The 14,842-nt window shown below is 39.0% G+C and carries 11 protein-coding genes; 4 read left to right on the top strand and 7 right to left on the bottom strand.

The features are described 5' to 3' along the window. Positions 1-296: 296 nt before the first annotated feature. A complete protein-coding gene (locus tag GHI93_RS05075; protein ID WP_153495991.1) occupies positions 297-2,414 on the bottom strand; it encodes a YhgE/Pip domain-containing protein in 2,118 nt (705 codons plus the stop codon). 172 nt (positions 2,415-2,586) lie between these two features. On the opposite strand from GHI93_RS05075, the gene GHI93_RS05070 reads away from it, so the two are divergent. Next, entirely contained in the window at positions 2,587-2,970 is a 384-nt protein-coding gene (locus tag GHI93_RS05070) for a MerR family transcriptional regulator (RefSeq protein WP_153495990.1), read from the top strand. A gap of 61 nt (positions 2,971-3,031) precedes the next feature. Beyond that, complete coding sequence (locus GHI93_RS05065; protein ID WP_153495989.1) at positions 3,032-3,889, top strand: oxidoreductase; 858 nt, start codon at positions 3,032-3,034, stop codon at positions 3,887-3,889. A gap of 114 nt (positions 3,890-4,003) precedes the next feature. Here the strand turns inward: GHI93_RS05065 and pepO are convergent, their stop codons facing one another. Together pepO and GHI93_RS05055 are read right to left on the bottom strand one after the other, a co-directional pair. After that, the gene (gene pepO / locus GHI93_RS05060; RefSeq protein ID WP_153495988.1) at positions 4,004-5,887 is read right to left on the bottom strand and encodes an endopeptidase PepO; all 1,884 of its coding nucleotides are present in this window, start codon (positions 5,885-5,887) and stop codon (positions 4,004-4,006) included. Between the two features lie 83 nt (positions 5,888-5,970). Next, positions 5,971-7,638, bottom strand: a complete 1,668-nt coding sequence (locus GHI93_RS05055; protein ID WP_153496111.1) for an oligosaccharide flippase family protein — start codon at positions 7,636-7,638, stop codon at positions 5,971-5,973. A 55-nt stretch (positions 7,639-7,693) separates the two neighbouring features. Here GHI93_RS05055 and GHI93_RS05050 point away from each other — a divergent pair, with 55 nt between their 5' ends. After that, on the top strand, positions 7,694-9,145 hold the full coding sequence (locus GHI93_RS05050) for a UDP-N-acetylmuramoyl-L-alanyl-D-glutamate--L-lysine ligase (RefSeq protein ID WP_153495987.1): 1,452 nt from the start codon (positions 7,694-7,696) through the stop codon (positions 9,143-9,145). A gap of 182 nt (positions 9,146-9,327) precedes the next feature. On the opposite strand, the gene GHI93_RS05045 is transcribed toward GHI93_RS05050, so the two are convergent. Further along, positions 9,328-9,591 carry a hypothetical protein gene (locus GHI93_RS05045; protein WP_153495986.1) on the bottom strand — a complete coding sequence of 88 codons (264 nt, stop codon included), beginning with the start codon at positions 9,589-9,591 and terminating at the stop codon, positions 9,328-9,330. A gap of 15 nt (positions 9,592-9,606) precedes the next feature. Then, the gene (gene adhP, locus GHI93_RS05040) at positions 9,607-10,629 is read right to left on the bottom strand and encodes an alcohol dehydrogenase AdhP (RefSeq protein WP_153495985.1); all 1,023 of its coding nucleotides are present in this window, start codon (positions 10,627-10,629) and stop codon (positions 9,607-9,609) included. Between the two features lie 339 nt (positions 10,630-10,968). On the opposite strand from adhP, the gene recQ reads away from it, so the two are divergent. Then, the gene (recQ, locus tag GHI93_RS05035) at positions 10,969-12,753 is read left to right on the top strand and encodes a DNA helicase RecQ (RefSeq protein ID WP_153495984.1); all 1,785 of its coding nucleotides are present in this window, start codon (positions 10,969-10,971) and stop codon (positions 12,751-12,753) included. 38 nt (positions 12,754-12,791) lie between these two features. Here recQ and pepT read toward each other — a convergent pair whose 3' ends face one another. Both pepT and GHI93_RS05025 read right to left on the bottom strand, forming a co-directional pair. Then, a complete protein-coding gene (pepT, locus tag GHI93_RS05030) occupies positions 12,792-14,036 on the bottom strand; it encodes a peptidase T (protein WP_153495983.1) in 1,245 nt (414 codons plus the stop codon). A gap of 11 nt (positions 14,037-14,047) precedes the next feature. After that, the gene (locus GHI93_RS05025; RefSeq protein ID WP_153495982.1) at positions 14,048-14,836 is read right to left on the bottom strand and encodes a DUF1803 domain-containing protein; all 789 of its coding nucleotides are present in this window, start codon (positions 14,834-14,836) and stop codon (positions 14,048-14,050) included. Between the last annotated feature and the right edge of the window lie 6 nt (positions 14,837-14,842).

The following is a 14,842-nucleotide window of genomic DNA, read 5'->3' as shown; positions in this document are numbered from 1 at the left end:
TTTTTGAAGTGCTGAGAAAATCATGTAAAATAAGTTTAATTTGTGAATTTGATGAGTTTTTCATTAAAAAAATTGAAAAGTCAGTAGTTTGTCTTTTTAATAACTTTTTAAATTTTTCAGGAAAAAAACGCCAAAAAAGCAACGAGAAACAGTTGTTTTTCGCTGCTTACAAGACCCGCCGGGACAAGATTTCCTTTGGATATTGCTGACAAACCATTACTTATCATTATATCATGTTTTTAGACTGATTTCAAGGTCCTGAATTCCTTTATCGCTTCTTATTTTTGTGCGCTTTTTTAGAGTTGTACATATTTTTTGGCAGCAATCGCGTGGTGTAAATATAGGATTGTCAATACACTGGTTCCAATAGTAATCAAAAAGAGAATCGTAATGTCTAATCGTGCAGAGCTTCCAATTGAAATGGTATCACGTAGCGCTTCAATGCCATAAGTCATGGGGACAAAGGGGTTAAAGAATCTGAAAATGCGACTTGAGAGTTGAATGGGAAACATTCCTGCTGAACTGGAGAGTTGAATCACCATGAGCGGTAAAATAATGAGTGGACTGTATTTCCGAAGTAGTGCATTGAAAAAAGCGACAAGACTCATGTAAGCAAAACTCTCTGCAATTAATGCAAGTAAGGTGGTTCCACTATTTTTGGCATTCAAGCCATTGAGTGATGCAATCGCAAGCAACATGACAAAAGCCTGTAATAGACTCAAAGCATATAAAACACTGGCTTTACTGGCCCACCATCGCCATGCAGAACGCGGTTTTCTTCTCACTTCATAAACATTATAGACGGTGCAAATCGAGATTGCACCGACAAAAAGAGCAACTGACATCATATAAGGAGCGACTGCGGTGCTATTGTTTGGAACATGACTGGAGTCAGTATGTGTGAGATGGATTGGTGCTGCAATTTCTGTGACATTTTTTGGTCCTGTTGAAACAAGTCGGAGTGCCGCATTTGCACTTTTAAGGTTCGTTTTTAATAATTTGAGCCCTGAATTTTCTTTTGTCAGTGCTGACAGAATTTTTTGATGATCCTGCGTCAAATGCTTCGTTCCTGATTGAATGAGCGTGGCATCATCTGCCAGTGTTTTGTTGTGAGTTGCGATGGTTTGACTGGCGGGAACGATTGTTGTGGTCAAAATCTGCTTGATGTCTGAGAGTCCTTTTTCTTGTGCGGTAATGGCAAAAACTGCTCTTGGAGTGAGGAGATTATTGGCTTGATTAATGATTTGGAAATTCGTTTTCAACGCTGTGAACTCTTGATTTAATTGACGACTCAGCGTTTCATAAGTTTGTACTTTTGTTTTCACAGTTGAAAATGCTGTTGTCAGTTTTGTGATTTCTAATTGATCAAGAACCGTTTTTGTGGCTTGATCTGTTGCTGAAATCAATGCTTTTTGATCGTTTGGACGTGCATTTTTATATGCTGCTGTGTGTTCGATTGCGCTGGCTAATTGTTGATGAATCGCTGTCCTAAGCGTGTTTTCGTTCATTTTTTGGATGAGCGGTGAGAGGGCATCTAGGAGGGATGCGATTTCTGAACATTCCTTTGTCAGTGCTTGCAGCTGTGGACTTGCCGATGTTTGTGCCGTCACGATTTGTGCATTGAGGCGATTAATGCCTTTTTGTAACTGTGGTAAATTTTCTGTCAGTACTGACAACTCTTGATCTCGATTTGGAATCGCTATCGCAAGTTTTTCTAATCCTTGTGAGAGTTGAGCCGTTCCTGCACTCAATTTTTTGACCCCTGCCAAATAATGCGTCAGTCCATTTTGATAGGTTAAAAATCCAAGTGAGAACGCTTGATCTCCAGTCAAAATCTGATTTTCACCCTTACTCAATTTTGAAACCCCTAAAAGCGTTTGTCCACTTGAGGTGGTAACTTTTTTAATCGTATGGAGTAATGTACTGACATAAAAAGACGTCATTTCTTTTGAAAGCTGTGTTTTAAGTGCATTTGCAGCGTCATCACTGACACTTGCTGCGGTAAAACTTCTGCCTTTAGACGTTTCATAAGTCAAAAGCATCGCCTTTGGGTGTTTGGTCAATAGCGTGGTTGCATTTTTGGAAAATGATTTTGGAATCACCAGCGCCATATAATATTGTCCTGTTTTTATCCCTTGTTGCGCTTTTGTTTCTGAAACAAAATGATAATCTAAATGTTTTGTGCGCTTCATTTTCGAGATGATTTGATGCCCTAAATCAAAAGAAAACTCCTCTGTTTTTACACGTTGATCTTGATTTACGATCGCCACAGGAAGCTGATTGAGATGATTGTAAGGATCCCACATTGAAGCAAGAAATATGAGCGCATAAAACATGGGAATCAGTGCCACAAAAATAAGACTGAGCAATAAAAATTTATGTGTCAAGATGGACTTCCATTCTGATTTAATCATCGGGTGCTCCTTTGTGCGAGAAATTTTTTAAAGCGCTTTTTACTATTTTTTGATTACGCTTATTATAGCATACTTTCTAAAAAAAAATCTGTCAGTACTGACAAAAACAAATTTTTAGGGGAGCGCTGATTTTGCTTGCCTTATTGTGCGCACGAAGGTGTATAATCAATTTATGAAAATAAAAGATGTGACCCTAAAAACTGGGTTAAGTGCAAATGCCATTCGTTATTATGAAAAAGAGCACTTGATTACGATTGCTCGAAATCAGTCTGGTTATCGTGAATTCTCCACAGCCAATTTGGAGCGTTTGCGACTGATTACTCAGCTTCGTGCAGCGGGGTGTGGCATTGATTTTTTGAGACATTATTGTGCGTTATTAGATGACGATGAAAACCATGATAAAGAACAAAAACAGCTGTTAGCAGATGAAGCAATCGTTGCAAGACAACGTCTTCAGAGCTTAGCTGACGCCGTAGATTTTTTAGATTGGAAAGTGAGTGTGTATTACGATAGAGTCAAACATCTCGGTGATGCTTCAAAAAATAAAGATAAATGACTTGCCTTCGTCCGCGCGCGAAGTGTTATCATCAGTTTATCAAAATAAAAAGAGGTAGAATATGACACAAAAAGTTAAAACTCCCGTCTGGTTAGTAACAGGATGTTCTTCTGGATTTGGACGCGCACTCGTCACTGCGTTACTTGAGCAAAACATGACAGTTGTTGCAACCGCAAGGCACCGCGCAGCACTTGACATTTTTCCTGATGGAAATCGTCTCCTCAAAGTCGCACTGGATGTGACGAAAAAAGACATGATTACTGCTGTTGTTGCTCAAACAATTGAAAAATTTGGACGCATTGATGTTTTAGTAAATAATGCGGGATTTGGTTATTTTGGCGTCATGGAAGAATCAGATCAAACTGCTGTGAGACGAATGATGGAAACGAATTTTTGGGGTGCAAATGATATGACACGTGCTGTTCTTCCACACATGAGAACACAAAAATCAGGAAGAATCCTCAATATTACCTCCCGAGGCGGACTTACGACAACAGAAACGCTAGCCTATTATCATGCCACAAAATTTGCCATGGAAGGACTTTTTCAAACCCTACGAAAAGAAGTGGAACCTTTAGGAATTTTTGTAACAAATATTGAACCAGGTTCATTTAGAACAGATTGGGCAGGGCGTTCCAAAGAAAGTGCACCTGAGCGCATCAAGGAGTATGAATCTGCACATCACACGTTAGATTTGCTCAATACTTATTCAGGAACGCAATCTGGAAATCCAGCACTTGCGGCCAAAGCAATGATCAAACTTTCGCAACTTAAAACCCCGCCAATGCACTATTTGATGGGAAAAGATGCCTACCACTTAGCAACGTCAACATTTAAAGCAGCGCTAGAAGAATTTGAATTGTATCACGAAGATGCAATACATTTAGACTTTGGAGATGAGGGATATTGGCTCGATTAAGCAAAACCACCACAAAAAAAGCTGTCAGTACTGACAAAATATTTTTAAGTAAAAAAAGATTTGGCCAAAAGGCTAAATCTTTTTGTTTTTTCTAGGAGTGCTTGGATAGATTTATTACCAGATTTTCACACGCTTTTCTGGCGCACGATACATTTTGTCAGTGCTGACAACATCAAATGTATCATAAAATTCTTGTAAATTCGTCGGTGGAATGTTGGCACGAAGCTCTGCTGGCGCATGCACGTCCAATGAAAGCAACATTTGTTGAAATTCCAAACTGGCTTTATTGCGCCAAATTCTCGCCCATTGTTCAAAGAAATCTGTTAAGTTTACTTCATCTTCAGACTGGGCGGCTGTGATGGCAGCTGTGATGCCGCCTTGATCTGCGATATTCTCAGATACATTCAACTTCCCGTTGGCTTTACCTGCTGAGGTTTCAACGCCATCAAATGCCGCAATCATCTCTTCTTGCTTTTTCTCAAATGCAGCATAATCCTCATCACGCCACCATTTGTTCAAATTTCCATACTTATCAAATTGAGCACCGTTATTATCAAATGCATGCGAAATTTCGTGTGCAATTACCGCTCCAATGCCACCATAATTTTGAGATTTTGATTGATCCAAGCTGTAAAATGGCGCTTGCAAAATCGCAGCAGGGAAGTTGATACTGTTCGCATCTGACGAATAATAAGCATTGACCATGTGAGCGGGCATGTGCCATTCTTTTTTATCCACTTCTTCTGAGAATTTTTCATAATGACGTGCAGTTAAGATGTCATCAAATAAAAGTGTATCCTCATACAAACTTCCCTCGCCTGTTTTCAATCGGCGATACACTTCTGGCAACTGATCAGGGTAGGCAATATTAACAGTAATCGCATCCAATTTTTCGATTGCTTTAAGTCGCGTCTCTTCACTCAACCATGTGTTCGTGCGCAAGCGATCTTGATAAACTTTGATCATCTTATCTGTCATCTCTTTCACATCCGCTTTCGCTTTTTCACCGAAATATTTTTTTCCGTAAAAAAGGCCAATAACTTGATTGAAATAACTTTCAGCGACATCCAGTTGATGCTTGTCCTTTGCACGCGCTTGAGCGACATTTGAAACACGACGACTAAACGCAGAGCCTTTGATTCTCAGCTCATCTGACAAATAAGTTGTTGCTTTTCGCGCCGCCTTCGTCAGCATCCACGCCTTGATCAGTTCCCAATTTTCCTGCGTAATAAGTGCATTAAATTGCTCAAAGAACCGCGTTTCAAAAATAACGATTTGATCAGGAACTTTATGAATTAATTTTTCAATAATTGCTTTAAAATCAAGTGTCGAGAGTTGTTTTAAAAATGTGTCAGTACTGACAGGGTGGTAGAGATCTGCATATTTTGCCCATTCTTCTGATGTGTTCGCTGATGGAACCAAAAGTGCATCAAAAGCAACCGCATCCGCAGCAATTTTTTTTGCGTGTTCAATCCCAAATGCACTCAGGATTTCACTGGAATTTTCTTGCCAGAAATCAAGCAATTCTGCTTTTCTGGGGTGACTTTCATCATAATACGTCGTGTCTGGTAAAATCAAACCAGGTCCAGTCAAAGTCAATGCGTAATGCACGGCATCTTTCATATCTGGTTCTACACCAAGTGAGAAAGGAACTGGAGCTTGTGAGTGCAAAATCAGCTCCGCGGCTTGTGCTTTGAACGCTGAAAAATCAGTCAATGCTTGAATGTGTTGTAATTCTTTTTTTACCGCTGACAAATCATCTGCATTCCGCTTTTCCCAATCGCCAGCTTTCACATAAAACTTAATGGCTTCAAGAAGTTCTGGATTTTCAAGGGGTAAATGCGCCGATAAATCAATTAAATCAGCGGTCAAATTTTTTTCAATTTCTAGGACAAGTTCATCGAACGCAGAAATTCTTGGCTTATCTGAAGGAATCTCAACTGTTGCTAGCCACTGCGCATTGACCGCTTCAAACAAATTATCTTGTATTCTTGTCATTATTGTCTCCACTATTTTTAATATTTTAATCCATTTCATTATAACACAAAAAAGCCCTTTCAGGCTTTTTAAAGTCACATGAATTAAAGATGGAGTTTGCGCTTTAGACTTGTGCCTCGCTCACCAAACCATTTCTCTAAAAGCCCTAATTGCGCCGCTAAGAAGAGATAAACATAAAATCCCAATCCTCCACTCACTACTAAGAGAAGTGCTGAGATCATCCGTCCTGGCGTTTTTCCAAAAATTAATCCTAAGATCAACTCTACAAAAACGACCACAATCGACATGATTACTGTCAACAATGCCGCTCCTTGGATACCACGCATGGTATTTTTGAGTGAAAAGTGCGTTAAGTGATACAATTTTCTAATAAAAAGATAATCACCAAAAACAAAAGCAATCGTAGTCGCAATTAATGGCCCATAACTATGGAATATAAAGAGTGCAGGCACTTGCAAAACGACCTTCACAATCAACATCTCAAAGAAAAATTTCATCGCCAAGCGCTTATGACTCATCACCGTCAATGGAGGATACACTAACATATAAAGTCCCAGTAAAAAGCTTTGAAGCACCGTAAAGACAAACAAAGCAACCTGAAAACTAGATGGAATCTGATAAAACAACGTGTAAATTGGTTTGACTAAGAGTGACATTCCAACAACAGCAGGAAGCATAAATCCAGCATAAAGTTGGAAATTGTACCCCACTAATGTCGCTAACGCATGCTTATTTCCTCGGACATAATGCTCTGTGATGAGAGGATCTGATACTGAGCCCAATGTCAGTGCGACACCAAGTAAGAGGAGAGTTAATTTATCAGTGTTCGCCGAAAAATAACTTAAATAACTCATCAAAGTACCATGGCTTAAATTTGTAAAAATCGGCATAAAATGCATGAACGTCGAATTATCAATCAAACGAAAAACTTGTGTGGCAGAGCCCAAAACAATGAATGGCACCGCTGTACGCATGGTTTCTCCCATGACTTGAAGCGGGTTAATTTTACTTTTTGCAACTCCTGGATGAATCAAATGTTTTAGATTTCCAGAGCGATAAAGATAGAAAAGTAAAACCGCATAAGATGCCAACATCCCCACAAACGCAGCAAATGTAGATTGTGTCACTGCTGATTGCCAGTGGTGTGAGCCAAGTTTCATGATTGCAAAAGTGGTCACTAACATCCAGATGATTCGGATGACCTGCTCACACAACTGGCTCATGGCATAAGCTTTCATTTGATTCAATCCTTGAAAATAGCCACGGATGACCGACATTGAAGGAAAAAGCAAAATCGCAAGCGACAAACTCTGAATCACGGGAATCAACGCTGTACTTCCACCAAGCAGACGAGCGAGCGGGCCTGCAAAAACAGACATGATAATGGCAAAGAGTACTCCCAAAAGCGTCATAATTCCAAGCATTTGCCGAACGAGCCGATAACTCATATTTTCGTCGCCTAGAGTATTATAACGTGCCACTTCACGAGCCACAGCTGACGGAATTCCGACGGTCGAAACAAGCAAGAACAACGCATAAATATTGTAGCCCATGCTATATAAAGCATTGGCCTGATTAGCGGCGTGTCCCATCCATGCAAACCATGGAATGATATAGATCACGCCTAAAATTTTGCCGAGCATATCGGCACCCGTTCGCCAAGCAGTCCCAGAAAGCATCTGATCCTTGGCTTTTTTTGCACCCTCTTGAGCAGTAAACGTGCTCTTTTCAATCTGATCTCTATATTCCATCATTCTATTTTACCCTAATTTAGCTTTTTTTGGAAGAAAATATTATAATAAAGATATGATCAGTTTACAACAAATAATTAAAATTTTGAAACAAGATGCAAATTTCCGAGAAATCATCGTGAATGATGAGTATTATTACAACTCTTCACAGCAGCTTTTCTTTGATGCTTTGTCTTATGACAGCCGAAAAACAGACGAAAAAACATTATTTTTTGCCAAAGGAATCCATTTTAAACGCGCTTATTTAGCGGATTTAAACGTCCCTTTTTATCTCTCAGAGGTAGATTATGAGGTCACTATTCCTGCCCTTATCGTGAATGATGTAAAACGCGCCATGAGTCTAATTGCTCAAGATTTTTATGATTATCCTCAAAAAAAGCTCAAAACGTTAGCCATTACAGGCACCAAAGGAAAAACAACGTCTGCTTATTTTGCTAAAGCAATCTTAGATGAGATGAATAGTGGAAAAACAGCACTTTTATCCACAGCAGAAACAACATTAGATGGAAAAACATTTTTCAAATCTGAACTCACAACTCCTGAGAGTTTAGATTTGATGAAAATGATGGCGACCGCAGTAGAAAATGGGATGACCCATCTTGTCATGGAAGTATCAAGTCAAGCATACAAAACAAAACGTGTTTATGGACTTGATTTTGATGTCGCTGGCTTTACAAACTTCTTTGCTGACCACATCGGAAAAAATGAACATCCCACGATGGAAGATTATTTTTACTGTAAATCTCAATTAGTGGAGCATGCAGCGTATTTTGTCGCCAATCATGAGATGCATCATTTCAATTTGATTGAGCAAAAATTAGAGGACCTAGGGGTTCCTTGTGATTTCTACGGCGAAGGTTCAATAAATGTCATTACTGACAGCGAACAATTTGGCTTTGTCAGTTCAGGAAAAATTGCAGGAGCTTTTAAGATTCGCTTACTTGGACGATTCAATCAGGAAAATGCTCTAGCAACAGCTTTAATGACTTCTCATTTAGGTGCACGTTTAGAGCACATTCAAAAAGGGCTTCAAAAAGCGATTGTCCCTGGACGAATGGAACTCTTAACCGCAAAAAATGGGGCACATCTTTACATTGATTACGCCCATAACGGCATCTCCCTTGAAAATTTGGTCAGCGTAGTAGAAAATCACCATCCTGGAAAAATCATGCTGATCCTTGGTGCAACAGGAAATAAAGGAGAAAGTCGTAGGAAAGACTTTGGTGATGTGATTGAAAATCACCCGCGTCTTGACGTTATTTTGACAACAGACGATGCGAATCGTGAATCCCCAAAAGCAATTGCAACCGAAATCTCATCTTACGTCACAAGAAAAGTTGATTTTATTGAAGATCGTGAAAAAGCAATCAAATCAGCCATTTCACAAGTATCCAATGCAAATGATGCGGTCATTATTGCCGGAAAAGGGACTGATAAATTCCAGCTCTATCACGATGAACGCGTATTTTATATCGGTGACACTGCTGCTGCAAGCAAATATTTATAAAAATCTGTCAGTACTGACAACACTAAACGGTTGAGTTCATCATCCGTTTTTATTTTCTGTCAGTACTGACAGAAAATAATTGAGCTTTTTTCTTTACAAATAAAATAAAAAAAGACATAAATACGCAAAAAACGCCCCAAAGCACTGAAGCGTTTTTCACTTTTTTTCCGTATGTAAGTGAATCAATCGGGAAAACCATTAGTTATTGCAAGAATCTGTTGGAGTTCTTGGTGCGTTTCATAATCTACAGAATCTGAGTATAAAAGAGAAGAGAGTTGACGTGCTGAATAATTTGACTTTTCAGCGATTGTGTCAATATCAAGATTTTTTTCTTTCATCTTATATATAATCGCTTTTTTAAAATTATTCGTAATTTCTTCTTGTTGAAATTCTGTTAATTGTTTAAACTCATCACTCGAAAATTGTTTTAAAGATTCAGAGGTCATCTTATGCCAGCTTTCTTATTTTGTGAAATCGATGACCATCCGACCTTCGATTTTTCCTGCTTTCATTTCATCGATGATATCATTGATTTCTTCCAATTTACGTGTGGCAACGATCGGTTTCACTTTGCCTTCAGCGCCAAATTGGAAAGCTTCTTTCAAATCTTCGCGTGTTCCAACGAGTGAACCTGCGACTTTGACACCATCAAAGACTGTTGTAGGCACTGATAAAGTCATATCTGTATTAGGAAGAGCGACAGCAACCATTTGTCCCATTGGTTTCAAGCAAGCAACAGCTTGTTCAAAGGCAACGCGTGCAACCGCACAGACAACAGAAGCTTCGGCACCTAAACCACCTGTCAATTTTTTGATTTCATCCACTGGATTGACTTCACCCGAGTTGATAATGATATCTGCACCGATTGTTTTTGCAAGGTTGAGTTTGTCTTGATTGATGTCAACGGCGATAACTTTTGCATTGAAAACATTCTTCGCATATTGGATTGCCAAGTTTCCAAGACCACCAGCACCGAAAACAACGAGCCATTGACCTGGTTTAATCCCTGAAACTTTGATGGCTTTATAAGTCGTCACACCCGCACAGGTAATCGAACTTGCTTCAATAGGGTCAAGTCCTTCTGGCACTTTCACGGCATAATCTGCTGTCACAATCGCTTGTTCAGCCATACCACCATCGACATTATAACCAGCATTTTTCACTTCACGACAGAAAGTTTCGTTACCAGAGACACAGTATTCACAGTGTCCACAACCTTCAAAGAACCAAGCGACGGAGACACGGTCACCGATTGTGAGTGACGTTACATCGTCGCCAATTTCTTTAACAATCCCAATTCCTTCATGTCCAAGAACCGTTCCTGCCATATTTCCATAATCGCCTGCTGCGACATGAAGATCTGTATGACAGACTCCACAATACTCCATGTCTAATAAAGCCTCATTCGCTTTGAGTGGGCGTAATTTTTTTTCAACAACATCAGCATATCCATCTGGATTCTGACGTACAACTGCTGCTTTCATGATAAAAAGCTCCTTTTATTAAATTTTTAATGATTTTTCAAATCTATCACTGTTGTTAGAATTGATTTAAACATATGCATTTAGTGTTTCTTGTTAGAATAACAAGAAAAAAGGTACCTTTTTTCTTGTTAGAATAACAAGAAAAAAGGTACCTTTTCAATTTTTTTCAGTTGAATAGACTAATGGAGTATTCGGCTCATTCATTCACTTAATATCCATTAACTACAGTATACGCTTTTGAATTCATTATTGCAAGAAAAGTTGTCTTTTTTTGACTAGAAAAAATTTAAAAACGTTGTTGTGTTACTTTTTCACTTTTTTCACGTATAATTAATGGGTATGAACTTAGAAGAAGCATTAAAAAAATATTTCGGCTACGATCATTTTAGAAATGGTCAAAAAGAAATCATCACGCAAGTTTTGTCAGGAATTGATACGTTGGGCATTTTACCAACTGGTGCTGGAAAATCCATTTGTTACCAGCTTCCAGCGCTCCTTCAAAATGGAGTGACTCTGGTGGTTTCTCCTTTGATTTCTTTGATGAAAGATCAAGTGGACCAGCTCACTGTCTCTGGAATTCCAGCGACTTTTATTAATTCAACCATTAACGAATCCGAGTGCTCTACTCGAATGAGACTAGTCGAAAAAGGATCAATCAAACTTTTATTTGTCGCACCTGAGCGTTTTTTGCAGTCGGATTTTCGACATTTTTTGACTCAACTTTCAATTGATTGTGTCGCAATAGATGAGGCCCATTGTATCAGTCAGTGGGGACATGATTTCCGTCCTTCCTATGTTGAATTTGCCACTTACCTTAAAGCATTGCCCACACACCCAACGCTGTTAGCACTGACAGCAACAGCGACCCCTGCTGTCAGTGCTGACATTCAAAAATTACTTGGTATTCAACAAAATCATACGATTCAAACTGGTTTTCTGCGTGAAAATCTCCGTTTTGAGGTCGTTAAAGGTCAGGACAAGAGTACTTTTCTCAAGCAGTATCTCAACCAGCACAAAAATGAAGCTGGCATTATTTATGCTGCAACAAGAAAAGAAGTCGATCAATTGGTTGATGCGCTTAAAAAGTTGAATATCCCTGCTACCAAGTATCATGCAGGGTGCAGCGAAGCTGACCGAAAAGCCAATCAAGAAGCTTTTCTTTATGATGCTATTCCTCTGATGGTCGCAACAAATGCTTTTGGAATGGGGATTAATAAATCAAATGTGCGTTTCGTGATCCATTATAGTCTTCCAAGTACAATTGAAGCGTATTATCAAGAGGCGGGGCGAGCAGGACGCGATGGACTTTCAGCAGATGCAATTTTACTTTATTCTCCTAATGACTTACGCTTGAGAACTTATTTCATTGACCAATCTGATGCCGATGAAAAGCACAAGAAAAACGAGTATGAAAAACTTCGTCAAATGCAGGGATACGCCAACTCAGAAGACTGTTTACAACGCTATATTTTACAGTACTTTGGTGATGAGGGTGAATCCTGCGGAAAATGTCAAAATTGTGTTGATGAACGTGTAAAAAAAGACATCACACAAGATACCCAAAAAGTTCTTTCTTGTGTCATTCGTATGGGGGAGCGTTTTGGAAAAACAGCCACAGCACAAGTGCTTATAGGATCCAAAAACAAAACCCTTGAAAAATGGCATTTTGAAACGCTCTCTACTTACGGGATCATGAAAGGTGTTTCCCAAAAATCCGTGCGTGAGTTAATCGATTTTTTATCTGCTGAACATTATCTTTTAATCACTGGCGGTACTTTTCCTCTCCTCACCGTTTCTGAAACAGGAAAACAAGTTCTTTTGGGGCAAAAAAAGGTCTACCGTAAAACAACGCTCCTTACTGACACGAGCGCTGTCAGTACTGACACGAGTTTTTCACAAACCCATTTTGAAACGTTAAGACTTCTTCGTCTTGAAATTGCAAAGAATGAAAAAGTTCCTCCATTTATGATTTTTTCAGATGTCTCACTCAAAGAAATGGCGAGAGATTTGCCTGTGACAGCTGCAGATTTCCTGAATATCTCAGGAGTCGGCCCTGTCAAACTCCAAAAATATGGTCAAGCCTTTCTCAAAAAAATTAAAGGAATCAAAAACACTGAGGCATAACTCAGTGTTTTTATTCCCGCTTTTTAGCAACATCCATGTTAAGATGTGATGACCTTGTTATTCAAGCGCAAAATTTCAAGTAAAACATCTACCGCTTTTTCCATTGATTGAAGGCTGACAAACTCATATCTCCCATGCATATTTTCTCCACCCGCAAAAAGATTGGGTGTAGGAAGTCCCATAAATGAAATCTTAGATCCATCAGTTCCCCCTCTTACGGGTTCAATTTTAGGTTCAATCCCCAGATTTTCCATTGCTTCTTTGGCAATATCAATGATGGACATATCTTTTTCGATGATCTGTGCCATATTATAATACTGGTCTTTAAGATCGATTGTGAGCCGTGGACTGCCAAGAGTTTGATTCATTTTTTTGGCGATGCGTTCAACAAAATCCTTTTTAGCTTTAAATTCTCGTGCATCGTGATCGCGAATGATGTACTGACTTTCTGCTTCTTCAACAGTCCCGTCCATCTTAAGCAAGTGGAAAAATCCCTCACGTCCTTCCGTCAACTCAGCACGCGCTTCTTTTGGCAGCTGATCATGAAAATCAATTAACAATTGAAGGGCATTAACCATCTGATTTTTTGCTGTTCCTGGGTGAACATTGCGTCCTTGAGCATGCACTTTTAACCCCGCAGCACTAAACGTCTCATACTCTAACTCCCCTAGTGGCCCGCCATCAACAGTATAAGCAAAATCAACATTGAAATCTGCGACATCAAACCGATCTGCCCCTGTTCCAATTTCTTCATCTGGTCCAAAACCAATCCGAATTTCTCCATGCTCAAACTCAGGCGCGATATTCAATAAATAATCTGCCAAAGTCATGATTTCTGCAATACCAGATTTATCGTCTGATCCAAGTAACGTTGTTCCATCTGTATGAATCAACGTTTGACCTGCATAGTTTTTCAGCTGTGGAAATTCAGCAGGATCCAGTTTAAATCCTGACTCTCCAAGCGCAATCACGGATTTACCATCATAATTCTCAAGCACTTGTGGCTGGATTCCATCCGCATTGAAATCTGCCGTATCCATGTGAGCAATCAATCCAATTTTACGTACCTTTTTGCTTGTAGTGGCTGGAATAGTCCCAATTACATAGCCATTACTTTCAAGATAATGAACATCGTGAACGCCAAGCGCACGAAGTTCTTCTGCCATTTTATGCGCAAACTCAACTAAAGCAGGCACTGAAGGGATGGTTGTTGAATTTTCATCTGAACGCGTATTGATCTTGACATAATCAAGAAAACGGGGTAATAATTTTTCGTATTTCATTTTTTTCCTTTTTAAATTTCAATAAAATCAGGTAAGTTTTGAGTTTGTCCAATTTGAGCAGCAATAAAGTCTTTTGCCTCATCAAAATGTTTCGTTTCAAGGCAAAGCGTTGAAAATTTAAGTTTGCAACAATATTCTTTTTCAGAAATCTGCTCAATGTAGTGATATTTTTCAAGCGTTTCAATAAAAATATCCGTTCTTGCTTTGATGTGTGAGTGGTTGGAAAATTTGAGCAAAAACGTTGTCATGTATTTGAGGGCATAATTTGGATCAACATCTCCAATTCGTGCATAAATTTCATTCTCAAAAGCACTCAAAGGCACCCCTTCTTCTAATTTGATAAAATAATTTGCTAACGTTGCTTTAACTGGATTATTATTTTCTGGAGTTTTAAAGCCGAATTGTGTCGTTTCATGAAGTTTAATGGCGTTTACATCATTACTCAAAGTTTGATAAATCTGTGAAGCATCCAAAAGACGTTCAATCTGACTTCCTTTTGCCACAAAAAACGGGTGATCATAAGATAAATGTTGTGGCGTGTTCGTGTGAATTTCTATTTGCTTGGGTTCAAAATCAGCATCAGAAAATACGTGAAATGCGTTGCTGTAACGTTTATTTTTCCGCAAAATCAAGCCCGCATCAATATAAGTTCCAATTTTCCGATCCAAATGACTTTCTTTTGAAAATTCCTGATGGAGCGTGCGCAACTGAACTTCATTGTTCTCAGACAAATAAGTAATTAAAGTTTTGAAAAACGGCTGACGGGTCAGTCGATTTTCTTGATATATTTTTATGTTCATTCAAAA

The sequence above is a fragment of the Lactococcus hircilactis genome, assembly GCF_009601015.1.
Lineage (GTDB): Bacteria > Bacillota > Bacilli > Lactobacillales > Streptococcaceae > Lactococcus > Lactococcus hircilactis.
Note: the sequence above shows the minus strand (reverse complement) of the source record. Positions and strands in the feature narration are given on the sequence as shown.